We start from the raw sequence: 21,801 nt of genomic DNA on the forward strand, positions 1-21,801 counted from the left end.
CCCGCGGAGCCGACATGCACGACGACCCAGCGGCCGTCGTGACGGCCCGCGAGATCCGGCGGGTGCGGTCAGCCGCCCGGGAACTCCACGCTCCCGGTCACCGACAGCCGCGCGAGGCGGTCCGCGACGGTGCTACCCGGGGGTGGGAAGAACACGACGAGGCGCTGGTCGTCGCTCGGGGTCGCCACGGTCTCGCAGTCGAGGTCGATCGAACCGACGACGGGGTGGATGACGCGCATCCGGCTGGCCCGCCGGACCCCGGCCTCGTGCTCGCGCCACAGCACGGCGAACTCGGGGCTCTCCTCGCAGAGCTTTCCCACCAGCTCGGTCGCTGCGGCGTCGCCGGGTCCGCGACGGGCCACCGCCGCGCGTAGGTCGGCCACGTGCACGCGACCCCGGTGCCGCCGCTCTTGCTCCGTGTACGGCTCTCGCACGGAGGGATCGGTGAACCACTTCACGACGACGTTGCGTCCCGCTCCCGTCACCGGGCAGTAGCCACCGAGCAGGTGCTCGGCCAGGGCGTTCTGCGCCAACACGTCCCCGAGGTCTCCCAGAACCTGGGCGGGGACCTCACGGAGCTGTTCGAGCAGCCGGAGGACAGCGGGCCGCACCTGGTCCCCGGCGAGCGGTCCGGCCGGAGGCCGATGGCCGGCGAGCAGGTGCAGGTGGTTCACGCCGTCCTCGGTCAAACGGAGCGCGCGGCCCAGTGCGGCGAGCACCTGCGTCGACGGCTGCGGGCTGCGGGCCTGTTCCAACCGCATGTAGTAGTCCGCGGACATCCCGGCCAGCAGCGCCACCTCCTCGCGGCGCAGACCGGGGGTGCGGCGCCGCGGCCCGGCGTTGAGACCGACGTCCGACGGGTGCACCCGTTCCCGGGATCGGCGCAGGAAATCGGCCAGGCCGCGGCGGTCCATGGCGCCGATTCTGCCCTCGTGGGGGCTCCGGGAACCAAGGATCACCAGTCCTAGCCACGGCGCTGCCCTCCCCGACGTCCGCCCGCGCGCCGACCCTCTGGTCGTCGAAGTCCCGCCGATCTGGGAGAGCCGGATGAACGTCGTCGAGGCAGGGGATGGTTTCCGAGTGCACTACCGGTCGGCGGGTTCTGGCCGCCGCCTGGTGCTCGTCCACGGTGCCGGTCCGGGCGCCGAGGTCACGTTCGGGCACCTGGTCGACCGGTTCACCGACATCGCCACGGTCGTGCTGCCCGACCTCGCGGGGAGCGATGCCGCCCCCGACACCGGCGGTGCTGAGCTCACGATCGCGAACCTGGTGGAACACGTGCGCGCGGTCGTCGAGGACGGCGGGGACGAACCGGTCGACCTCGTCGGGTTCTCGCTCGGAGCGCCCGTCGTCGTCGCGGTCGCGAGCACGCACCCGGCGCTCGTCCGCCGCCTCGTCCCGGTCGCCGGCTTCAGCCGGGCGGACGAGGTGATGCGCAACCAGTTCATCGCGTGGAAGCGGCTCGCCGACGACGCGGAGGGCTTCGGGCGGCTGGGCACCGCGACCGGTTTCAGCCGGGATTTCCTGAACAGCATCGGCAGGGCGGGGGTGGAGGAGCTGGCGCTCAACATGAAGCCGACGCCTTCGACCCTGCGCCAGCTCGACCTCGTGCTCGGGCTCGACATCCGTCACCTGCTGACCGGTGTCCGTGCGGAGACCCTCGTGATCGGCGAGACCCAGGACGGCACGGTTCCGGTCGCCAACGCCCGCGAGCTCGCCGCCGGGATCCCGGGCGCGGAGTACGTCGAGGTCGACTGCGGCCACGTGGGCCTGTTCGAGAGGCCCGACGAGTTCGTCGCGCTCATCCGCGGGTTCATCGGCAGGCCGTGATGGCGGCCGGCCGCAACCCGCGCGGGCTGCTGGCGCTCCTGGAGTTCGCTCGGCAGGCGGAGGACGTCCGTCACGGGGTTGCGCCGTCCCGCGTCGCACGGGCTCGCTGCACCGCGAGCGCGTCAACTCCCGCCCAGCGGGCCGTCCGCGGGCTGCTCGCCCGGGCGGACGAGGCCGCTCTCGTAGGCGATCACGACGAGCTGGGAGCGGTCGCGGGCGCCGAGCTTGCTCAGCAGGCGGCCGACGTAGGTGCGGGCGGTGTCCGGGCTGATGTGCAGGGCGCGGCCGATCTCGGCGTTGGACCGGCCCGCCCCGACCTGGGCGAGCACGTCGCGCTCGCGGTCGGTGAGGCCGGCGATGCGCTCGGGCCGGGCGGCGGTGGAGCGGGCCGCGGCGGCGAGCACCCGCCGGGTCACCGCGGGCGAGAGCAGCGCGTCGCCGCCCGCGACGACGCGCACGGCGTCGCGGAGGGCGTCCGGCGCGGTGTCCTTGAGCAGGAACCCGGCGGCGCCCGCGCGGATGGCCTCGAACAGGTACTCGTCGTCGTCGAAGGTCGTCAGCATGATCACCTGGACGGCGCCGAGCGCGGGGTCGGCGAGGATCTGCCGGGTGGCCTGCAGCCCGTCGGTGCCCGGCATGCGGACGTCCATGAGGACGACGTCGGGGCGGTGGGTGCGCACGACCGCGAGCCCGGTCGCCCCGTCGCCCGCCTCGCCGACGACGGTGATGTCGGGGGCGCGTTCCAGCAGCGCGCGCAGGCCCGCGCGGACGAGGTGCTGGTCGTCGACGAGCACGACGCGGATCTCGCTCACTACGTCGGCCTCCTCAGCGGCAGGCGGGCCCGCACCTCGAAGCCGGTCGGGTGCGCGTTGCGGGCGTCCACGGTGCCGCCCAGCAGGGTGGCCCGCTCGATCATCCCGCGCAGCCCGTGGCCGTGGTCGGCCGGCCGGTCCTGCGGCGCGCCGCGGCCGTCGTCGCGGATCTCGAGGGCGAGCTCGGTCGGGGTCGCGTCGACGGTGACCGTGACGCGCTGCGCCTCGGCGTGGCGGAGCGCGTTGGTCAGCGCCTCCTGCACGACCCGGTACGCCGTGGTGCTGACGACGGTGGGGATCGCAGAGAGGTCCCCGGTGGTCCGGATCTCGACGGGAAGGCCGCTGCGGGTCACCCCGTCGGCGAGCGCGCCGATCCGGTCGAGCCCCGGCGGCGGCTCCCGGCCGCCCGGTCCGCCGAGCCAGGTGCCGATCGTCGCCCGCAGCTCCGACATCGCGCCCCTGGCCGCGTCGCGGATGGTCCGGACGGCGCCGCGGGCCGCCGCGGGGTCCTCGTCGTCGATCGCCTCCTCGGCGACGGCGGCCTGCAGGGTGATCACGGACATCGTGTGGCCGAGGGTGTCGTGCAGCTCGCGGGCGATGCGGATGCGTTCGACGTCGACCTGGCGGGCGGCCTCCCGGCGCCGCTCCTCGGCCGCCGCCTCCGCCTGCCGGGTCATCTCCGCCTGCAGGGCGCGCCGCGAGCGCACGGCGTCGCCCAGCGCGATGACGGCGACCACCAGCACGGCCTCCGCCCCGAGGTTGAGGCCCAGCACGTAGGAGACGGCGTCTCCCTCGGCCAGCCGCGCGGTCACCGATACCGCGAGCAGCGCCCCGGCGACCGCCGCCGCGGCGACCGGGCGACCGCGTTCGGCCGCGCCGTAGAGTGCGGCGGCGATGGGGGCGGCGAGGCCGATCGGCGGCAGGTCGAGCAGGTAGTAGCAGACGAGGCCGACCGCGGTCGCGGCCGGCACGGCCACCGGCCAGCGGTGGCTCGCCAGCATCAGGGCCCCGAACCCGGCCGCGAACGCGTAGGCGAGCGCGGTCTCGCCCAGCGGGCGGGGCTCGGTGGCCACCGCGGCCGCCACCAGGCAGAACACCGCGACACCCAGCAGCGCGTCGACGCGGGTGGGGCGGCCGTCTCGCATGGTCGAACGGTAATGGCCCGCCCGGTTCCCGCGCTGTCGTCGAGAAGCGTCGTCGTGGCCGTCCCGCGTACGCCGCAAGGCGACGGTGGCCGTCCGCTTCCGCGGCCCGGGACCGCGGCGGGTACGCCGAGGAGCGAGGTCGGATCGCGCGTCCGGGAGGCAGCCGGGGCGGGGGTGGCGAACCTAGCTTCGGGTCAGCCGGGCGGCCGTGGGGGTCGCCCCGGGACGACCGGTGGAGGTCCACGCAGATGTCTCGCCCGACCTGGACCGCGGTGGCGCTGATCGCGCTGGTGTGGTCGTCGATGATGTCGTTCGGCGGGGTGGCGGCCGAGACGGTGGTGCTGTACCCGAACATCTTCGGCGACGCCCCGGAGTCGCTTCGGCGCACGCGCGAGTTCATGGTCGCCGGCGGCCCGAGCGACTACTTCCCACCGTTGGGTGCGACGGTGGTGCTCACCTGCCTCGCGGCGACCGCGCTGACGTGGCGCGAGCCCCGGGTGCGCTGGTGGATCGTGGCGGCGACCTGCGTGTTCGTCGCGTGCGAGTTCGTGTTCTCCGCGCTGTTCTTCTGGCCGCGCAACGAGATCATGTTCGTCGACCCGCTCGGCACCCACTCCCCGGAGTACCTGCGGCAGGTCGCGGAGGAGTTCGTGGCCGGGCACCGGGTGCGGCTGGTAGGCGGCGGGGTCGCCGCGGCGCTGGCGTTCACCGGGCTGCTGCGGTGGGTGCGCCTCACCGCGCCCGCGCGCGACGGGCACGCTGCCGGGGCCGTGCGATGACCGCGGCGCGCCGCTCGCCCGACCTCCCCCGGCCGGCTCTGGTGGGGCTGGCCGCGCTCGCCGGCCCGCGGGTCGTGCTGCACGACCTGGGCATCGTCGAGGAGGGATCGCTGGTCAACGGGCTGCTGGTGGTCGTGCCGCCCGCCGTCTGGATCGCGGTCGTCCTGTGGCACCGCCCGCCCCGGCCGTTCCGCACGGTGGTGGTCATCGGGGCGATCTACGGTGTGTTCCTCGCGGTGGGGCACCAGCTGCTGTGGCGGGCCGCGCTCCCGGCAGACGTCGACCTCGCGGTGCCGGAGTTCGCCCTGCGCGCGGCCGCCGTGGCCTCCAGCCTGGTCACGGGCACCCTGGTCGGGGTGGTCGCGGGCGCCGTCGCGGTGGCGCTGTGCCGGGTCGTGCCCGCGCGCGACGGGGCAGCGGGCCGCGGGGCCTGAGCGCGTACCGTTGCTCCGCCGCTGATCGGCGGTTCGTCGACCGTCCGTCGATGCGTCCCCACCTGTCCGGACCGACGGTGCGTCGCGGCGTTCGGCGCACTAGCGTCGAGCTTGGAGAATGTGTGGAGCCGGGCGTCGCCGCCCAGGACCCAGGAGGAACATCGATGGCCGAGGACAACGCCACGCTCGACAACTTGTACACCGAGACCCGGAGCTTCCCGCCGAGCCCGGAGTTCGCCGCGCAGGCCAATGTCACGGCCGACTGGTACGACCGCGCCGAGGCCGACCGGGAGGGATTCTGGGCCGAGCAGGCCGAGCGGCTGCACTGGGAGCAGAAGTGGGAGCGGGTGCTCGACTGGGACAACGCCCCCTTCGCGAAGTGGTTCGTCGGCGGCAAGCTCAACGTGGCGTACAACTGCGTGGACCGCCACGTCGAGGCCGGCTACGGCGACCAGGTCGCGTTCCACTGGGAGGGCGAGCCGGGCGACACCCGCACCATCACCTACGCCGACCTGAAGCGCGAGGTCTGCAAGACCGCCAACGCGCTGGCCGAGCTCGGGATCGGGGCCGGGGACAGGGTGGCCATCCAGCTGCCGATGATCCCCGAGGCGGTGTTCTCCATGCTGGCCTGTGCGCGCCTCGGCGCGCTGCACTCCGTCGTGTTCGGCGGGTTCTCGCCCGGCGCGCTGAAGGCCCGCATCGAGGACGCCGAGGCGAAGCTGCTGATCACCGCGGACGGCCAGTTCCGCCGGGGCAAGCCGGTGCCGATGAAGGCCGGCACCGACGAGGCGACGGCGCAGACCCCGACGATCGAGCACGTGCTCGTCGTCAAGCGCACCGACATCGACGTGCCGTGGACCGAGGGCCGCGACATCTGGTGGCACGACCTGGTGGACAAGCAGTCCGACCAGCACACCCCGGAGGCGTTCGACTCCGAGCACCCGCTCTACATCCTCTACACCTCGGGCACCACCGGTAAGCCGAAGGGCATCCTGCACACCTCCGGCGGCTACCTCACCCAGTGCGCCTACACCCACCACGCGGTGTTCGACCACAAGCCCGGCGAGAGCATCTACTGGTGCACCGCCGACATCGGCTGGGTCACCGGGCACAGCTACATCGTGTACGGGCCGCTGGCCAACCGCGCCACGTCGGTGATGTACGAGGGCACGCCGAACACCCCGCACGAGGGCAGGCACTGGGAGATCATCCAGAAGTACGGCGTCACGATCTACTACACCGCCCCCACGCTGATCCGCACGTTCATGAAGTGGGGCCACGACATCCCCGCGAAGTACGACCTGTCGTCGCTGCGGGTGCTGGGCAGCGTCGGTGAGCCGATCAACCCCGAGGCCTGGATGTGGTACCGGGAGCACATCGGCCGCAACAACTGCCCGATCGTCGACACCTGGTGGCAGACCGAGACCGGCGCCATCATGATCTCCCCGCTGCCCGGGGTCACCGCCGCGAAGCCGGGCTCGGCGATGCGGCCGCTGCCGGGCATCAGCGCCGAGATCGTCAACGACGACGGCAAGCCGGTCGGCCGCGGCAACGGCGGCTACCTGGTGCTCGACAAGCCCTGGCCGTCGATGCTGCGCGGCATCTGGGGCGACGACGAGCGCTACCGCGAGACCTACTGGTCGCGCTTCGCCGCGCAGGGCTACTACTTCGCCGGTGACGGCGCCAAGTACGACGACGACGGCGCGTTCTGGCTGCTCGGCCGGGTGGACGACGTGATGAACGTGTCCGGCCACCGCATCTCCACCACCGAGGTGGAGTCGGCGCTGGTGAGCCACCCGACGGTGGCCGAGGCGGCCGTGGTCGGTGCGTCCGACCCGACCACCGGGCAGGGCATCGTCGCGTTCGTCATCCTGCGCGGCAACGTCGCCAAGGACGAGGCGTCGGGCGCCGACGCCATCAAGGCGCTGCGCGAGCACGTCGCGAACGAGATCGGCCCGATCGCGAAGCCGCGCCAGATCATGGTCGTCGAGGAGCTGCCGAAGACGCGTTCCGGCAAGATCATGCGGCGCCTGTTGCGCGACGTGGCGGAGAACCGCGAGATCGGCGACGTGACCACGCTGGCCGACACGTCGGTGATGGACATGATCGCCGCGGGCCTGAAGGACAGCAGCAGGTCGGAGGACTGATCCCCGACCCGGGAGTGGGTGCGGGCGCCGGGTGCGGCGCTCGCACCCACTTTCCGCTTCTGAACGGTATACGGTAGACGACAAGCAAGTCGACGATCGGAGCCAGGCTGATGACGGCGGCGAAGGTGCCAGGCGTCGAGGCGCGGGCCGGGAAGTTCCCGGGACCGAGCCTGATCCCGGAGCTGAACGCGATCCAGGCGCGGCTGGGGTGGCTGCCGCGCGAGGAGCTGGAGGCGCTCTCGCGCGAGACGCGCCGGCCCCTCTACGAGATCGAGGGCCTCATCTCGTTCTACCCGCACTTCCGCACCGACCCCCCGCCCAAGGTCGCGGTGCACGCCTGCCACGACCTCACCTGCTGGCTCGCCGGCGCCGAGGACCGGCTGGCCGAGCTGCGGGCCCGGCTGGAGGGCGACGAGGACGTCGAGTTCACCGAGGTCTCGTGCCTCGGCCGCTGCGACACCGCACCGGCGGTGGCGGTCAACGAGCACCCGGCCGCGCTGGCCGACACCGACGCGCTGGTGGCCGCCGCCCGGGCCGACGAGCTGGGTCACGCGGCGCCGACCCGCTCCGGGCGCACCGAGCCGTGGCCCAACGACCCGTACGCGCCGGGGGAGGAGCGCTACCGCGTGCTCCGCTCGGTGCTCACCGGTGAGCGGACCCCGCAGGAGGTCATCGCCGCCGTCACCGACTCCGGGCTGCGTGGGATGGGCGGCGCCGGGTTCCCGACCGGGCGCAAGTGGCAGCTCGTCGCCGACCAGCCCGGCGGGCTGAAGTACGCCATCTGCAACGCCGACGAGTCCGAGCCCGGCACCTTCAAGGACCGGCAGATCCTCGCCGACGAGCCGCACCTGGTGCTCGAGGGCCTGCTGCTCGGAATGGTCTGCACCGGCGCCGAGCAGGGGTACGTGTTCATCCGCCACGAGTACGGCCCCGAGGAGCGGGTGCTGCGGGAGGAGATCGAGGCGCTCCGGGCGGCCGGGCTGATCGGCGTGGACGTGCTCGGCTCGGGGCACACCCTGCAGCTGGACATCTTCACCTCGCCGGGCGGCTACATCCTGGGCGAGGAGTCGGCGCTGATCGAGGCGATGGAGGGCCACCGCGGCGAGCCGCGCAACAAGCCCCCGTTCCCCGGCGTGTACGGGCTGTGGGGCAGGCCCACGCTGATGAACTCGGTGGAGACGTTCGCCGACGTGCCGATCATCGTCGAGCGGGGCGCGCAGTGGTGGCGCGAGCAGGGCATCGGCGACTCCGTCGGCTGGAAGTTCTTCGCCGTTTCCGGGCACGTCGAGCGGCCCGGCGTCTACTGCGTGCCGATGGGCACCACCGTCCGCCGGCTGCTCGAGGAGGCGGGCGGCGTGGCGGGCGGTGCCGCGCTGCAGGCCGTGCAGCCCGGCGGGGCGTCGTCGAACTTCCTCGGCCCCGACCAGCTCGACGTCCCGCTCGACTTCGGCACGCTGGCCGAGGCGGGCTCGATGCTCGGGTCGGGCGCGCTGGTCGCGATCGCCGAGGGCACCGACCTGCTCGCCGCCGCCACGAACGTGCTGCGGTTCTTCCGCAACGAGTCCTGCGGCAAGTGCGTGCCCTGCCGGGTCGGCTCGACCAAGGCGCACACCCTGCTCACCGACGCCATCGCGACGGGCGGCCTCGACGATGCGGGCCGCGAGCGGATCCTCGAGCTGGAGACGGTGATGCGCAAGACGTCGATCTGCGGGCTCGGCCAGGTCGCCCTCGGCCCGGTGGTGAGCGTGCTCGGCCTGCAGCGGGGCGCCACCACGGTGCGGCAGCACCCGAAGAACGACGACCCCGAGGTCGACGACAAGACCGACCGCAACGGGAGCGCCTGACCCCGGCCTGGACGCGACGAGGCCCTGCTCCGGAACCGGAGCAGGGCCTCTCGTCGTGCGTCGGCGGGTCAGCCCGCCGAGCGGGGACCGGTCAGGTCCTCCTCGGCCTCCGACCCCGCACCCGACTCCGACCCGCCGGACGCGGCGTCGCGGCGCGACTTCAGCAGGCTCGCGATCGTCGTGACCGTGAGCGTGACGACGATGACGCCGAGGGAGACGACGATCGGGATCTCCGGCGCCCAGGCCACGCCGTGGTGGTGCAGCGCCTCGAGGATCAGCTTCACGCCGATGAAGGCGAGGATGAACGCCAGGCCCTTGCTGAGGTACACGAGCCGGTCGAGCAGCCCGCCGATCAGGAAGAACAGCTGCCGCAGGCCCATCAGGGCGAACGCGTTGGCCGTGAACACCAGGTAGGGCTCCTGGGTGAGGCCGAAGATCGCGGGGATCGAGTCGACCGCGAACAGCAGGTCGGTGGTGCCGATCGCGACCATCACGATCAGCATCGGAGTCACGAGCCTGCGGCCGTCGACGACCGTGGTGAGCCGCGCGCCGTCGTACTCCTTGGTGGACGGCACCGTCCGCCGGACGAAGCGGAGCACGCGGTTCTCCTCGAACTCCTCGTCCTCGTCGGACTCCTTGATCAGCTTCCACGCCGTCCAGATCAGGAACGCCCCGAACAGGTAGAACATCCAGTCGAAGCGGGAGATCGCCTCGGCGCCGAGCGCGATGAAGATGCCGCGCAGCACGAGCGCGAGCACGATGCCGATCAGGAGCACCTTCTGCCGGTACTCCTTCGGCACGGCGAACCGGCTCATGATCAGCACGAACACGAAGAGGTTGTCCATCGAGAGCGAGTACTCGGTGATCCAACCCGCGAAGAACTCACCGCCGTACCGCGGACCGGCGACCGCGAGGAGCCCGAGCCCGAACGCGGCGGCGAGCGAGACGTACACGATCACCCAGATCGTGGACTCCCGCATCGACGGATCCCGGGGGTTGCGGGCCACCAGGTAGAAGTCGAAGGCGATCACGGCGAGGAAGCCCGCGATCGTCGCGATCCACGCCCAGGTGGGAAGGTTCATCTCTCTCCTGTCGGGGGTCGTGCCCGGCAGCAGCGGGCGCCGACGGGACGATAACGGCGCGGCGGCCGAAGCGCACCGCCGCGCCGTCCGTGCCGTCGGTCACGAGGAACGGCGGCTCCTCGTGCGGGGAGCGCCGGGGGAGGTCGCGGGAGGGGAGCCCCGCCGGCGGGCCCGCCGGTACTCCCTGGCCGCCCACACCTGCTCGGCGTGGGCGAGGTAGCGGGCGTACACCCGCTGCGCGTAGGGGTTGTGGTCCTTGATCTGCTTCAGCCAGGCCGGGGTGATCCGCTCGTAGAGCCAGATGAAGCCGATGGCGAAGCCGAGGCTGATGAGGGCCTGGTAGATGAGGAAGCCCACCACGTCGTCGGGCGGCGCGGGGTTCCCGCCGAGCAGCGCGGGGGTCATCATCTCGTGCGCGAGGCGGGCGAACGGGTATCCCACCAGCCACAGCAGCGCCACCGGCGTGAACATGCCGGGCTTGGCCCAGCCGAGCCCGACCAGCACCCCGTAGGCCGCCCCGAGCAGCGCCAGCGGCACCGCCAGGGCGACCGCGCCGGTGAGCGCCCAGCCGGCGGGCTGGCCCGCGAACGCGGCCAACCCGCCGACGACGGCACCCCCCAGCACCCCGATCACAGCGCCGCTGGCGCTGAGCTCGGCGAGCTGACGTGCCTGCAACAGCGACATGTCAGCTCACGACCACGCCGAACCGGAAGAGGCTGTAGAAGAGCATCCCCAGGTAGAAGAACGCCCCGAACCCGATGACCAGGTTCGTCCACAGCTTCGGCCGGATCGGCTTGGGCAGCATCCGGTTGTTCACCAGCAGCAGCACGATGCAGTAGGCGCCCATGGCGAACGTGGACAGGAACGCCAGCACGTCCAGGATCGCCGCAGGCCCGTCGGCCGGCCCCCAGAGCAGGATGCAGATCCCGAAGATGATCACACCCCAGAGGAAGCCGCCGTAGAGGTACGACATCCGCAGCCGCTTGGCGCCGGGGACGAAGTTGTACGTCATGTCCGCCTGGCCCCGGGAGAACGAGTCGAACAGCCCGAGCGTGGCGTTCAGGCCGATCAACGCGATGAACCCGAGGAACACGCTGCCCATCGCGGGCCCGCCGACCGCGGCGAACGACGACGACATCGCGTTCAGCGCGGCTTCCCGCTCGCCCTCGCGCAGCAGCGCGACGACGTCGGGGCTCTGCCGGGCCGCCGCCTGCGCGAGAACGGTGAACGACACCGTGACCAGCATCGTGATTCCCCAGAACAGCAGCAGCGCGTCGAAGGTGACCCACCGCCGCCAGCCGCGCCACTTGGCCATCTCGGCGGGATCGTCGGTGTCGAACATGAACCCGCGCGCGGGCATGACCTCTTCCTCGCCCGCGTGCGCCAGGCCCCGCGTCTTGGGGATGTGGGCGCCCATGGCCGCGCCGCTCTCCCGCAGGTGCAGCGTGTACCACATCTGCTGCATGCCCGACGGGCCCGCGAACGCGACCGACCCGACGATCACGGGGAACCAGGTCTCGCTCATCGCCTCCGCTGGCAGGTAGCCGAAGGCGAACATCCCGGTGATCGTGGTGACGAGGTCGCCCCAGGTGCCGACGATGGAGGCGATCACCGCCGTGCCGAGCACCAGGGTGCCGATGAGGATCCCCAGCACCTTCTCGAGCAGGTCGTAGATGACCTTGGCGAGCGTGAACACGGTGCCGACCAGCAGCATCCCGATGATCGCCGCCACCTGCCACGGCACCCCGGTCGCCGACTCGAACGCCGACGCGCCGGCCGACAGGTGCCCCGGCCAGATGTAGATGAGGATCGCGATCGTGAAGAAGAACCACATGATCGGCTTGAACACGCGTGCGGCGCCCGTGAAGATGCTCTCCCCGGTCGCCATCGCGTAGCGCGCCATCTCCAGCAGGACGACCGCCTGCAGGGTGACGCCGATGAGGAACAGCCAGCGGATCTCGGGTCCGAACAGGAGCACGAGCCGCGGCCACATGTACGACTCGCCCATCCCCACGCCGAGCGCGACGAGGAACACCGTCGGGCCGATGAGGTGGATGGACGGGGGTGGTTCTGGCAGCTTGCGGATGGGCATCGGTTCCAGGCCGCCCGCGTGCCACACCCTTTCCTGACCGGTGGTGGCACCCGTCTCCGCGGCCGGTAAACCGGCGTCGGGTTGCTTGGAAGTCGTCACTTCTGGGACCTCTCCGTTGGGATCTCCTGGGGTTTGACTGCCCGGCCCTGCTTCTGCCTCCTCGTCTTCTCGACGCGGTCGACGGCCGGTCCGGCCGGCCCCCTGGTGGGTGGGCGAGTCCCCGGGGCGCCGGCCGGTCCGGCCGCTTGCTGCCCCGGCGGCGACGGTGCCGCCGGGCTGCGATCAGATGAGCCCCGCGCTGCGGGCCCACCGGTACTTGGCGCCCAGCACCGCGACCGGCTTCTCGGTGGTGTAGGGGTAGGCGACGATGCCGCGCTCGTAGAGGTATGCGCTGGCCTCCTCCACCTCGGTGTCGCCCGCGAGCGACGCCACGACCGGCTTCTCGATCCCCTTCTCCCTCGCCTCGGCCACCACGCGGGCGGTGAGCTCGGCGAAGACCATCGGTGGGGTCACGATCGTGTGCCAGTAGCCGAGGATCAAGGCGTGGATCCGGTCGTCCTCGAGGCCGAGCCGGATCGTCGCCTCGTAGGTCGACGGCGGCTCGCCGCCGGTGATGTCGATCGGGTTGCCCGCGGCGCCGAACGGCGGGATGAACTTCCGGAACGCCTCGTCGAGGTCCGGCGGGATCTCCATGAGCGACAGGCCGTTCTCGACGCACGCGTCGGAGAGCAGCACCCCGGAGCCGCCGGCCCCGGTGATGATCACGACGTTCTCGCCCTTCGGCGTGGGCAGCACCGGGATGCCGCGCGCGAACTCGAGCATGTCGTTGAGCGAGTAGGCGCGGACCACGCCGGACTGGCGGAGGATGTCGTCGTAGACCTTGTCGTCGCCGGCCAGCGCGCCGGTGTGGGAGCCCGCGGCGCGCGCGCCCATGGCGGTGCGGCCCGCCTTCAGCACGACCACCGGCTTCTTCTTCGTGATCCGCTGCGCGGCCTCGACGAACGCTCGCCCGTCCTTGAGGTCCTCGAGGTGCATCGCGACGACCTTGGTGTCGTCGTCCTGCTCGAAGTAGGTGAGCAGGTCGTCCTCGTCGAGGTCGGACTTGTTGCCCAGGCCCACGATGGCCGAGACGCCGGTCTTCGTGGTGCGGCTGAACCCGAGGATCGCCATCCCGATGCCGCCGGACTGCGAGGTGAGCGCCACCCCGCCCTTGACGTCGTACGGGGTGCAGAACGTCGCGCACAGGTTCTGCGGCGTGTAGTAGTAGCCGTAGATGTTCGGACCGAGCAGCCGCACGCCCTGCTCGCGGCCGATCCGCACGATCTCGTCCTGCAGCTCGTGGTTTCCGGTCTCGGCGAACCCGGACGGGATGAGCACGGCCGCGGGCACGTTCTTCTCGCCGACCTCGCGCAGCGCCTGCGGCACGAACTTCGCCGGCACCGCGAACACGGCCACGTCGACCTCGCCGGGCACGTCGCCGATGTTCTTGTAGGCCTTCTTGCCGAGGATCTCGTCGGCCTTCGGGTTGATCGGGTAGATCTCGCCCGCATAGCCCCCGTTGATGAGGTTCTTCATCACGGAGTTGCCGATCTTGCCGGTCTCGTTCGACGCCCCGATGACGGCGACCGCGCGCGGCCGCATCATGCGGTTCATCGTCGCCAGGATCTCCTCCTGGCTGTAGCGCACCGGCTCCGCCGGCTCCTCGCTGTCGAGGAGGATGCGCACGTCGGCGGCGGAGGCGCCGTCCGGGCGGGCGAACACCGGGTTGAGGTCGAACTCGCGGATCCGCGGGAAGTCGGTGACCAGGTCCGAGAGCCGCTTGATGATGTCGGCCAGCGCGTCCGCGTCGGCCGGCTCGGCCCCGCGGGCGCCCTTGAGCACCTCGGCGGCCTCGATGTCGTCGAGCATCCCGCGCGCCGTCGGGGTGTCGACCGGGGCGAGCCGGAAGGTGGCGTCCTTCAGCACCTCGACGAGCACGCCGCCGAGGCCGAACAGCACGACCTTGCCGAACGTGGGGTCGGTGGTGGCGCCGATGATCACTTCCTGGCCGCCGCCGAGCATCTGCTGCACCTGGACGCCGTCGATGGCGGCGTCGGGCTTGTAGGCCTTGGCGTTGGCCACGATCTCGTCGAACGCGGCCCGCACCGCGTCGTCGCCCGAGACGCCGACCTTGACGCCGCCCGCCTCGGTCTTGTGCAGGATGTCCGGCGACACGATCTTCAGCACGACCTTGCCGCCCAGCTCGGCGGCCAGGCGCACGGCGTCGTCGGCGGTGCTCGCCAGCCCCTCGCCCGGGGTGGGGATGCCGTACGCCTCGCAGACGCGCCTGCCCTCCGGCGCGGTCAGCGAGTCGCGGCCCTCGGCGATCGCCTTGTCCAGGACGTCGCGTACCGCGTCCTTGTCGTAGGCGCTGTCGTACCCGGCTCCCATTGCTCAGATCACTCCGTTCGTCTTGAGCTCGGCGAACCGCTCGGGGGCGATGCCCAGTTCGCGCACGTACACGTCCTCGTTGTGCTGGCCGAGCAGCGGGGAGGTCTCGACCTGCACGGGAGAGTCGGAAAGCTTGATCGGGCAGCCGACCGTCTTGAACGCGCCGCGCTCCGGGTGGTCGACGGTGACGATCATGTTGTTCTCGACCAGCGACGCGTCCTCGATCAGCTCCTTGGTGGACAGGATCGGGCCGCACGGGATGCCGTGGGCGGTCAGCTCGGCGAGGGCGTCCCACTTGTTGAGCCCCGAGGACCACTCCTCGATCAGCTGGAACATCTTGTCGAGCTTCGGCAGCCGGGCCTCGGGCGTGGCCCACTCGGGGTCGTCGGCCAGCTCCGGCCTCCCGATCAGCTTCGCGATGGGGGCCCAGCCCTGCGGCTGGACGATCACGTAGAGGTAGTCGTTGGGCCCGCCCGGCGCGCACTTCACCGCCCAGCCGGGCTGGCCGCCGCCCGAGGCGTTGCCCGAGCGCGGGACCTCGTCGCCGAACTCCTTGTTGGGGTACTCGGCGAGCGGGCCGTGCTCGAGGCGCTGCTGGTCGCGCAGCTTGACCCGGCACAGGTTGAGCACCGCGTGCTGCATGGCGACCGTGACGCGCTGGCCGCGCCCGGTGCGGCCGCGCTGGACGAGCGCGGCGAGGATGCCTGCGACGGCGTGCATCCCGGTGCCGGAGTCACCGATCTGCGCGCCGGTGGCGAGCGGCGGGCCGTCCTCGAACCCGGTGGTGCTCATCGAGCCGCCCATCGCCTGGGCGACCACCTCGTAGGCCTTGAAGTGGGTGTAGGGGCCCTCGCCGAATCCCTTGATGGAGGCGTAGATCAGGCGCGGGTTCAGCTCCTGCAACCGGTCCCAGGTGAAGCCCATGCGGTCGACGGCGCCGGGGCCGAAGTTCTCGACGAGGACGTCGGAACGCTTCACCAGCTCGGTGAAGATCTCCTTTCCCTCGTCGGATTTCATGTTGAGGGTGATGCTGCGCTTGTTGCAGTTCAGCATCGTGAAGTAGAGGCTGTCGACATCCGGCAGGTCCCGCAGCTGCTGGCGGGTGATGTCGCCGCTGGGGGCCTCGAGCTTGACCACGTCGGCGCCGAGCCAGGCCAGGATCTGCGTGGCCGACGGACCCGACTGGACGTGGGTCATGTCCAGGACGCGAATTCCTTCGAGTGCACTCATCTATCGCCCCCGATCACTTGTACATGGTTTGGTTCATGGTTCCCGGCGCGTGTACGTCGGGGTCGACCCGCACGTTGATGAGCGAGGGCAGACCCGATTCCCGGGCGTGTCTCAGAGCAGGTGTGAAGTCGGCGGGGTCGTGCACCTCCAAGCCGTATCCGCCGAGCATCTGCACGAATTCGTCGCATCCGCGCAGCGCGTCGTCGACGATCCCGATCATCGGGAGGTCGAAGGGAACGAGTGCGGAACTCGACCGCGGCGTCCGCGTGGAACGCGTTGGCCACGCCGGTGACCGCGCGGGATCACCGACCCCGGTGCCGTCGGCGCTTCCGGGGATCGTCTGCGTCATACGAGCTCCTCGTCGTCGCCGCCTCGGGGCCGGCGACCGTCTACTGCATACGGTATGGCTGTCTTGGTACTCCTTGGTCGGCTCGTTGTCCAGAGGGACCTTGACTCTTCGTCGACTCCATACTGCATACTGAATGCACAGTCGCCGAGGACGGGAGCCCGACGTGAAGGTTGCTGTGCTGGGAGCGGGAGCGATCGGTGCCTACGTGGGGGCAGCCCTCTGCCGAGCGGGTGTCGAGGTGCACCTCGTCGCGCGAGGCGCGCACCTGGAGGCCCTGCGCGAGCGGGGGGTGCAGGTGCTCAGCCCGCGAGGGGATTTCGCCGCCCACCCGCACGCCACGGACGATCCGAACGAGATCGGGCCGGTGGACCACGTCTTCCTGGGGTTGAAGGCCAACGCCTACGCCTCGGCGGGGCCGTTGGTGGCCCCGTTGCTGCACGAGACCACCTCGATCATCGCCGCCCAGAACGGCATCCCCTGGTGGTACTTCCACAAGCTGCCCGGCCCGTACGAGGGGCACCGGATCGAGAGCGTCGACCCCGGCGGCGCGGTCACCGCGGCGCTGCCGCTGGACCGGGCGGTCGGCTGCGTCGTCTACGCGGCCACCGAGATCGAGTCACCCGGCGTCGTGCGGCACCTGGAGGGCACCCGCTTCTCCATCGGCGAGCCGGACATGAGCATCTCGCGGCGCTGCACCGAGTTCAGCGAGGCGATGGTGGCGGGCGGGCTCAAGTGCCCGGTCGAGCGCGACCTGCGCTGCGACATCTGGATCAAGCTGATGGGCAACATCGCGTTCAACCCGCTGAGCGCGCTCACCCGCGCGACCATGGCGGGCATCTGCCGGCACACGGGCACGCGCAAGCTCGTCGCCCAGATGATGGAGGAGACCCTCGAGGTGGCCCACCGCCTGGGCTGCTACCCCGAGATCTCGGTCGAGAAGCGGCTCGCGGGCGCCGAGCGCACCGGCGAGCACAAGACCTCGACGCTGCAGGACCTGGAGCGCGGCCGCCCCATGGAGCTCGACGTGCTCCTCACCGCGGTCGTGGAGCTCGCCGACCTCACCGGCGCCGAGGTGCCGACGTTACGGGCCATCACGGCCGTGGCGGACCTGCTCAACCAGCAGGTGGCGGCCGCCTCCTGACGCCGGCCTCCTGGGGCGCCGGGACGGGCGCGGGAACGCTCAGCGCGTTCCCGCGCCCGTGCGCTGTGCGGAGTCGGTGCGCCGTGGCAGCCGCGCCGCGAGCCACGCCGACGAGGCGAGCAGGAACGCGTCGACGACGTGGGCGACGGGCTCGATGCGGCCGATCCGGCTGAGCGGGAACGCCGCCCCCGCGACGAGGAGCGCGACGGCGAGCGGTCGCGGCACGAGCCGGGCCCGCAACAGCGCCGCGCCGAGCAGCACCGGCGACAGCGGGAAGAGCGGCCCGGGCCCCCAGAGGGCGAGCCACGCCGCGACGGTGTGCCGGTCGACCGCCGCCACCGACTCCTCGCCCGTGAACCCGTAGCCGGCCTCGAAGAAGCCCTGCAGGCCGAACGCGATCCCGCCGAACGTGCCGAGCACGGTGAGCACCAGGCCGACGGTGGCCACCGCGGGCATGCGGGCGTGCAGGCGTTCCCAGGCCCCGAGGAGCCCGTACACCCACACCGCGGACGCCAGCGCCGCGAGGACGCCGCCGGTCACGCCGTAGCGGCCGTCCACCCAGAAGAACGTCGAGGTCGCCAGCAGCAGCGGGCCGAGGACGAGCGAGGCGCGGCCGAGTGCGTCGAGACTCATGCCGCGCAGGCTATGCGTAGACAGCCTACGTATATATCCGGGCGGACCCCGAACTTCGTCGGGGTCCGCCCGGAACCGTGCGGGTCAGTCCGCGGCCGGGACCAGGTCGGGCACCGGCTCGAACTCGGTGATCGCGTCGAGGCTCTGGCCCATGGCCGCGTTCGCCTCCCGCTCCACCATCACCTCGACCAGCACCGGCAGCTGCTGGGCCTGCGACTCGAGCGACGCCCAGGCAAGCGCGTCGGCGATCTCCTCGGGTCGCTCCACCCGCCGCGCCGGGCAGCCGAAGGCCTGCATCAGCGTGACGTGGTCGATGCCGCCCTCGCCGTAGTGCAGGTCGACGGCGTAGTTCATGTCGTAGCCGAGCTCGGCCTGCCGGATCAGCCCCAGGTACTCGTTGTTCACCATGACGATGACGAAGGGGATCCGGTACTGCGCGGCGACCGCGACCTCCTCCATGAGGAACTGGAAGGAGTAGTCGCCGACCACGGCCACCACCTGCTGGTCCGGGCGGGCGCACTTGACGCCGATCGCGGCCGGCACCTCCCAGCCGAGCGGCCCGGCCTGCCCGCACACCAGGTAGTGGCGGGGGCGGAACGTCCGCTGGAACTGGCCGGACCAGATCTGGTAGAGGCCGATCGCGGTGACGAACGTGGTGTCCGGCCCGAACGCCCGGTTCAGCTCGCGGTAGACGCGCGGCGGCTTGATCGGCACGTCGTCGAAGTCGTCGCGGCGCAGCAGCGTGCTGCGCAGCTCGGCCACCCGCTCCACCCAGCGGCCCGGGGCGAGCTGCGGCGAGGCGTGGCGCGCGTGCTCGGCGAGCGCGGCGAGGGTGGGCTTGGCGTGGCCGACGATGCCCAGGTCCGGCTCGAAGACCTTGCCGATCTGCGTCGGCTCGATGTCGACGTGGATGAACCTCCGGCCGCGCCGGTAGGTCTCCAGGTCGCCGGTGTGCCGGTCGCCGAACCGGGCCCCGACCGCGAGCACCAGATCGCTCTCCAGGAACGCCGCGTTGCCCCACCGGGTCTGAGTCTGGATGCCCGCCATGCCGGCGAAGAGCGGGTGGTCCTCCGGGAAGGCGCCCTTGCCCATGAGCGTGACCTGCACCGGCACCTGCAGGTGCTCGGCGAGCATCCGCAGCTCCTCGGAGGCGTTCGCGCCGATCACGCCACCGCCGGCGAGGACGAGCGGGCGCTCGGCCGCGAGCAGCATCTGGACGGCCGCGGCGATCGGCTGCGGCCGCGGCTGCGGGACCTCCACCGGGAACGGCGCATCGAGCGCCGGGTCGTAGTGGCAGGTGCCCTTCTGCACGTCGAGCGGCAGGTCGACGAGCACCGGGCCCGGCCGGCCGGAGCGGGCGACCCGGAACGCCTCCCGGAACACCCACGGCGCCTGGCCGGGCTCCTTGAGCTGCACCGCCCACTTCGTCACCGGTTTGGCGATCTCGACGATGTCGACCGCCTGGAAGGCCTCCTGGTGCAGCTTCGCCCGCGGGGCCTGCCCGGTGATGCAGATCATCGGGATGGAGTCGGCCATCGCCGTGTACAGCCCGGTGATCATGTTGGTGCCGGCGGGGCCGGAGGTCCCGATCGACACCCCGACCTTGCCGGTGGCCCGTGCCCACCCGTCGGCCGCGTGCGTGCCGCCCTCCTCGTGGCGCACCGTGAGGTGGCGGATGCCGCTGTTGCGCAGCGCGGCGTACAGCGGCAGGATCGCCGCTCCCGGGATGCCGAAGACGGTGTCGACACCCTCGGACTCGAGCACCGCGGCGACGGCTTCCATGCAGGGGATCCGGGTCATGAGGCTGCCTTTCCCGAGAGGTTCTCCAGCACTTGCAGCAGCACCGAGTGGTCGAGCGGGCCGTAGCCGTTGGCCCGGGCCGCGGCGATCAGCTGCGCGGTCAGGCCGGTCATCGGCAGCGCGACTCCCGCCTCCCGGGCCGCGGCGAGCGCGATGCCCATGTCCTTGTGGTGCAGGTCGATGCGGAAGCCGGGGGTGAAGTCGCGCGCCACCATCGACTTCCGCTTGAGCTCGAGGATCCGGCTGCCCGCGAGGCCGCCCGCGAGCACGTCGAGCGCGGGGCCCGGGTCCACCCCGGACGCCTCCAGCAGCACGATCGCCTCGGCGACGAGCGCGTAGGTGCCGCCGACGACGAGCTGGTTGGCCGCCTTCACCGTCTGGCCCGCCCCGCTCGGCCCGACGTGCACGATCGTCGCGCCCAGCACCTCGAACACGGGGCGGGCCGCCTCGAACGCCTCGGGGTCGCCGCCCACCATGATCGACAGAACGCCGTCGATCGCGCCCCTCTCCCCGCCGCTGACCGGCGCGTCGAGCGCCCGCACGCCCCGCTCGCGGGCCGCGGCGGCGATCGCCACCGAGGTGTCGGGCCGGATCGTGCTCATGTCGACGAGCAGCAGGCCCGGCTTCGCGTGCTCGAGCACGCCGTCGGGGCCGAGCACGACCTGTTCGACCTGAGGCGAGTCGGGGAGCATGGTGATCACGACGTCGGCGGCGGCCGCGGCCGCGACCGAGCCCGCGTACGCGCCACCCGCCGACACGAGCCGCTCCGCCGCCTCCTGGCGGGTGTCGTACCCGAGCACGGTGTGGCCCGCGGCGACCAGGTTGGCGGCCATCGGACCGCCCATGATGCCCAGCCCGATGAAGCCGATCGTGCTCATGCGGTCTCCTCGACGCGGGACGAGCGCAGGTGGCGGGGGAGCCAGCCGAAGCTCTCGGCGGACGGCCCGACCGGCTTGTACTCGAGCCCGACGTGGCCGCGGTAGCCGCTCGCGGCGAGCCGGGAGAGCACGGCGTCCCAGTCGAGCTCGCCGGTGCCGGGCTGGCCCCGGCCGGGCGGGTCGGCGATCTGCACGTGCCCGAACTTCGCGCCGCGCAGCTCGACCAGCCGCTCGACCGGCTCGCCCATCCGCGCGAGGTGGTAGAGGTCGGCGAGGAAGGCCACGTTCGGCACGCCGTGCACGACCTTGAGGTAGTCGACCAGGTCGAACGCCTTCTGCGACGAGGTGATCGGGTAGTGCGGGCTCTCGAAGCTGTTGAGCGCCTCGATCACCACCGTCGCGCCGACCCGCCCGGCCTTGGTCGCCGCCAGCACGAGGTTCTCGGTGGCGAGCTCGCGCTGCTCGGGCACCGTCACGGCGGGGTCGCGGTTGCCGTAGAGCGCGTTGAGCACGGTGCAGCCCAGCGAGGCCGCGAACTCGACGGCCACGTCGACGTTGGCGCGGAACCGCGCGCTGTCCGAGGGCCGGGAGAGCAGGCCGCGGTCACCCGCGGCCATGTCGCCCGCGTCGAAGTTCAGCCCCACCAGCTGCACCCCGGCGTCGGTGATGGCGGTGCGCAGCGCGTCGAGCTCGCGGTCGGCGGGCACCGGCTCCGGGAAGGGCCACCACAGCTCGATCGCGTCGAACCCGGCCTCGGCCGCCGCGGCGGGCCGTTGCAGCAGGGGGAGCTCGGTGAACAGGATGGACAGGTTGACGTCGTAGCGCAGGCCGGCGGCGGTCACGGGCGCCCCCCGGTCGCGGCGAGCCGGCCCTGCTGCAGCCCGGCGAGCTGCTCGCGCATCAGCGCGGCCGCCTCGCTGGGGGTCTTGCCGACCTTCACGCCCGCGGCCTCCAGGGCGTCCTTCTTGGCCTGGGCGGTGCCCGCCGAGCCGGACACGATCGCGCCGGCGTGGCCCATGGTCTTGCCCTCGGGGGCGGTGAACCCGGCCACGTAGCCCACGACCGGCTTGGTGACGTTGGCCTTGATGAACTCCGCGGCCCGCTCCTCGGCGTCCCCGCCGATCTCGCCGATCATCACGATCGCCCGGGTCTCCGGGTCGGCCTCGAACGCCTCC

19 protein-coding genes and 1 pseudogene are annotated in these 21,801 nt (G+C 72.0%); 6 read left to right on the forward strand and 14 right to left on the reverse strand.

The annotated features are described in order from the left end of the window. Positions 1-68: 68 nt before the first annotated feature. Positions 69-914: a helix-turn-helix transcriptional regulator gene (locus VKZ81_RS31480; RefSeq protein ID WP_324245387.1), complete on the reverse strand. Its 846-nt coding sequence runs from the start codon at positions 912-914 to the stop codon at positions 69-71. Here VKZ81_RS31480 and VKZ81_RS31485 point away from each other — a divergent pair. Continuing rightward, on the forward strand, positions 913-1,830 hold the full coding sequence (locus tag VKZ81_RS31485) for an alpha/beta fold hydrolase (RefSeq protein WP_324245388.1): 918 nt from the start codon (positions 913-915) through the stop codon (positions 1,828-1,830). The two genes, VKZ81_RS31480 and VKZ81_RS31485, sit on opposite strands and share 2 nt — an antisense overlap. Positions 1,831-1,952: 122 nt before the next feature. On the opposite strand, the gene VKZ81_RS31490 is transcribed toward VKZ81_RS31485, so the two are convergent. Both VKZ81_RS31490 and VKZ81_RS31495 read right to left on the reverse strand, forming a co-directional pair. Next, positions 1,953-2,642, reverse strand: a complete 690-nt coding sequence (locus VKZ81_RS31490) for a response regulator transcription factor (protein WP_324245389.1) — start codon at positions 2,640-2,642, stop codon at positions 1,953-1,955. After that, a complete protein-coding gene (locus tag VKZ81_RS31495; RefSeq protein WP_324245390.1) occupies positions 2,642-3,787 on the reverse strand; it encodes a sensor histidine kinase in 1,146 nt (381 codons plus the stop codon). Before VKZ81_RS31495 ends, VKZ81_RS31490 begins: the two co-directional genes overlap by 1 nt. 248 nt (positions 3,788-4,035) lie before the next feature. Here VKZ81_RS31495 and VKZ81_RS31500 point away from each other — a divergent pair, with 248 nt between their 5' ends. The 4 genes from VKZ81_RS31500 (at position 4,036) to VKZ81_RS31515 (ending at position 8,991) form a co-directional block, all read left to right on the forward strand. Beyond that, complete coding sequence (locus VKZ81_RS31500; protein WP_324245391.1) at positions 4,036-4,566, forward strand: DUF1772 domain-containing protein; 531 nt, start codon at positions 4,036-4,038, stop codon at positions 4,564-4,566. Beyond that, complete coding sequence (locus tag VKZ81_RS31505; RefSeq protein WP_324245392.1) at positions 4,563-5,000, forward strand: hypothetical protein; 438 nt, start codon at positions 4,563-4,565, stop codon at positions 4,998-5,000. The genes VKZ81_RS31500 and VKZ81_RS31505 overlap by 4 nt, the downstream gene beginning before the upstream one ends. Before the next feature lie 164 nt (positions 5,001-5,164). Further along, the gene (gene acs, locus VKZ81_RS31510; protein ID WP_324245393.1) at positions 5,165-7,147 is read left to right on the forward strand and encodes an acetate--CoA ligase; all 1,983 of its coding nucleotides are present in this window, start codon (positions 5,165-5,167) and stop codon (positions 7,145-7,147) included. Positions 7,148-7,257: 110 nt separating this feature from the next. Continuing rightward, positions 7,258-8,991 (forward strand): NAD(P)H-dependent oxidoreductase subunit E, encoded by a 1,734-nt coding sequence (locus tag VKZ81_RS31515; RefSeq protein WP_324245394.1) that lies wholly within the window; start codon positions 7,258-7,260, stop codon positions 8,989-8,991. Between the two features lie 68 nt (positions 8,992-9,059). On the opposite strand, the gene VKZ81_RS31520 is transcribed toward VKZ81_RS31515, so the two are convergent. The 6 genes from VKZ81_RS31520 to VKZ81_RS31545 form a co-directional block, all read right to left on the reverse strand. Further along, a complete protein-coding gene (locus tag VKZ81_RS31520; RefSeq protein ID WP_324245395.1) occupies positions 9,060-10,073 on the reverse strand; it encodes a TerC family protein in 1,014 nt (337 codons plus the stop codon). Positions 10,074-10,172: 99 nt separating this feature from the next. Next, positions 10,173-10,757 carry a hypothetical protein gene (locus VKZ81_RS31525; protein ID WP_324245396.1) on the reverse strand — a complete coding sequence of 195 codons (585 nt, stop codon included), beginning with the start codon at positions 10,755-10,757 and terminating at the stop codon, positions 10,173-10,175. Position 10,758: 1 nt separating this feature from the next. After that, positions 10,759-12,165 carry an Nramp family divalent metal transporter gene (locus tag VKZ81_RS31530; protein WP_324245397.1) on the reverse strand — a complete coding sequence of 469 codons (1,407 nt, stop codon included), beginning with the start codon at positions 12,163-12,165 and terminating at the stop codon, positions 10,759-10,761. A 282-nt stretch (positions 12,166-12,447) separates the two neighbouring features. Further along, positions 12,448-14,595: an acetate--CoA ligase family protein gene (locus VKZ81_RS31535; RefSeq protein WP_324245398.1), complete on the reverse strand. Its 2,148-nt coding sequence runs from the start codon at positions 14,593-14,595 to the stop codon at positions 12,448-12,450. Between the two features lie 3 nt (positions 14,596-14,598). Next, a complete protein-coding gene (frc, locus tag VKZ81_RS31540) occupies positions 14,599-15,825 on the reverse strand; it encodes a formyl-CoA transferase (protein ID WP_324245399.1) in 1,227 nt (408 codons plus the stop codon). 13 nt (positions 15,826-15,838) lie between these two features. Then, on the reverse strand, positions 15,839-16,174 hold the full coding sequence (locus VKZ81_RS31545) for a hypothetical protein (RefSeq protein ID WP_324245400.1): 336 nt from the start codon (positions 16,172-16,174) through the stop codon (positions 15,839-15,841). Positions 16,175-16,337: 163 nt separating this feature from the next. Between VKZ81_RS31545 and VKZ81_RS31550 the strand changes: the two genes are divergently transcribed. Beyond that, positions 16,338-17,315: a 2-dehydropantoate 2-reductase gene (locus VKZ81_RS31550; RefSeq protein WP_324245401.1), complete on the forward strand. Its 978-nt coding sequence runs from the start codon at positions 16,338-16,340 to the stop codon at positions 17,313-17,315. Positions 17,316-17,354: 39 nt separating this feature from the next. On the opposite strand, the gene VKZ81_RS31555 is transcribed toward VKZ81_RS31550, so the two are convergent. The 5 genes and pseudogenes from VKZ81_RS31555 to VKZ81_RS31575 form a co-directional block, all read right to left on the reverse strand. After that, positions 17,355-17,948, reverse strand: a complete 594-nt coding sequence (locus VKZ81_RS31555) for a hypothetical protein (RefSeq protein ID WP_324245402.1) — start codon at positions 17,946-17,948, stop codon at positions 17,355-17,357. Between the two features lie 84 nt (positions 17,949-18,032). Further along, the gene (gene gcl / locus VKZ81_RS31560; protein ID WP_491723627.1) at positions 18,033-19,730 is read right to left on the reverse strand and encodes a glyoxylate carboligase; all 1,698 of its coding nucleotides are present in this window, start codon (positions 19,728-19,730) and stop codon (positions 18,033-18,035) included. Positions 19,731-19,744: 14 nt separating this feature from the next. Continuing rightward, positions 19,745-20,626 (reverse strand): 2-hydroxy-3-oxopropionate reductase, encoded by an 882-nt coding sequence (locus tag VKZ81_RS31565; RefSeq protein WP_324245404.1) that lies wholly within the window; start codon positions 20,624-20,626, stop codon positions 19,745-19,747. After that, positions 20,623-21,468 (reverse strand): hydroxypyruvate isomerase family protein, encoded by an 846-nt coding sequence (locus VKZ81_RS31570; protein ID WP_324245405.1) that lies wholly within the window; start codon positions 21,466-21,468, stop codon positions 20,623-20,625. The genes VKZ81_RS31565 and VKZ81_RS31570 overlap by 4 nt, the downstream gene beginning before the upstream one ends. After that, positions 21,465-21,801: pseudogene (locus VKZ81_RS31575) on the reverse strand (hypothetical protein); the annotation flags it as partial. The gene VKZ81_RS31570 and the pseudogene VKZ81_RS31575, both read right to left, overlap by 4 nt.

This window comes from Pseudonocardia sp. (assembly GCF_035305885.1).
Taxonomy (GTDB): Bacteria; Actinomycetota; Actinomycetes; order Mycobacteriales; family Pseudonocardiaceae; genus Pseudonocardia.

Bases quoted from the DNA above. Each gene is read 5' to 3' on its own strand.
- acs (WP_324245393.1), top strand. From the start codon at position 5,165: ATGGCCGAGGACAACGCCACGCTCGACAACTTGTACACCGAGACCCGG.
- VKZ81_RS31555 (WP_324245402.1), bottom strand. From the start codon at position 17,948: ATGAGTCTCGACGCACTCGGCCGCGCCTCGCTCGTCCTCGGCCCGCTG.
- VKZ81_RS31565 (WP_324245404.1), bottom strand. From the start codon at position 20,626: ATGAGCACGATCGGCTTCATCGGGCTGGGCATCATGGGCGGTCCGATG.
- VKZ81_RS31480 (WP_324245387.1), bottom strand. From the start codon at position 914: ATGGACCGCCGCGGCCTGGCCGATTTCCTGCGCCGATCCCGGGAACGG.
- VKZ81_RS31520 (WP_324245395.1), bottom strand. From the start codon at position 10,073: ATGAACCTTCCCACCTGGGCGTGGATCGCGACGATCGCGGGCTTCCTC.
- VKZ81_RS31495 (WP_324245390.1), bottom strand. From the start codon at position 3,787: ATGCGAGACGGCCGCCCCACCCGCGTCGACGCGCTGCTGGGTGTCGCG.
- VKZ81_RS31485 (WP_324245388.1), top strand. From the start codon at position 913: ATGGCGCCGATTCTGCCCTCGTGGGGGCTCCGGGAACCAAGGATCACC.
- VKZ81_RS31535 (WP_324245398.1), bottom strand. From the start codon at position 14,595: ATGGGAGCCGGGTACGACAGCGCCTACGACAAGGACGCGGTACGCGAC.
- VKZ81_RS31545 (WP_324245400.1), bottom strand. From the start codon at position 16,174: ATGACGCAGACGATCCCCGGAAGCGCCGACGGCACCGGGGTCGGTGAT.
- VKZ81_RS31505 (WP_324245392.1), top strand. From the start codon at position 4,563: ATGACCGCGGCGCGCCGCTCGCCCGACCTCCCCCGGCCGGCTCTGGTG.
- VKZ81_RS31500 (WP_324245391.1), top strand. From the start codon at position 4,036: ATGTCTCGCCCGACCTGGACCGCGGTGGCGCTGATCGCGCTGGTGTGG.
- frc (WP_324245399.1), bottom strand. From the start codon at position 15,825: ATGAGTGCACTCGAAGGAATTCGCGTCCTGGACATGACCCACGTCCAG.
- VKZ81_RS31515 (WP_324245394.1), top strand. From the start codon at position 7,258: ATGACGGCGGCGAAGGTGCCAGGCGTCGAGGCGCGGGCCGGGAAGTTC.
- VKZ81_RS31525 (WP_324245396.1), bottom strand. From the start codon at position 10,757: ATGTCGCTGTTGCAGGCACGTCAGCTCGCCGAGCTCAGCGCCAGCGGC.
- gcl (WP_491723627.1), bottom strand. From the start codon at position 19,730: ATGGAAGCCGTCGCCGCGGTGCTCGAGTCCGAGGGTGTCGACACCGTC.
- VKZ81_RS31530 (WP_324245397.1), bottom strand. From the start codon at position 12,165: ATGCCCATCCGCAAGCTGCCAGAACCACCCCCGTCCATCCACCTCATC.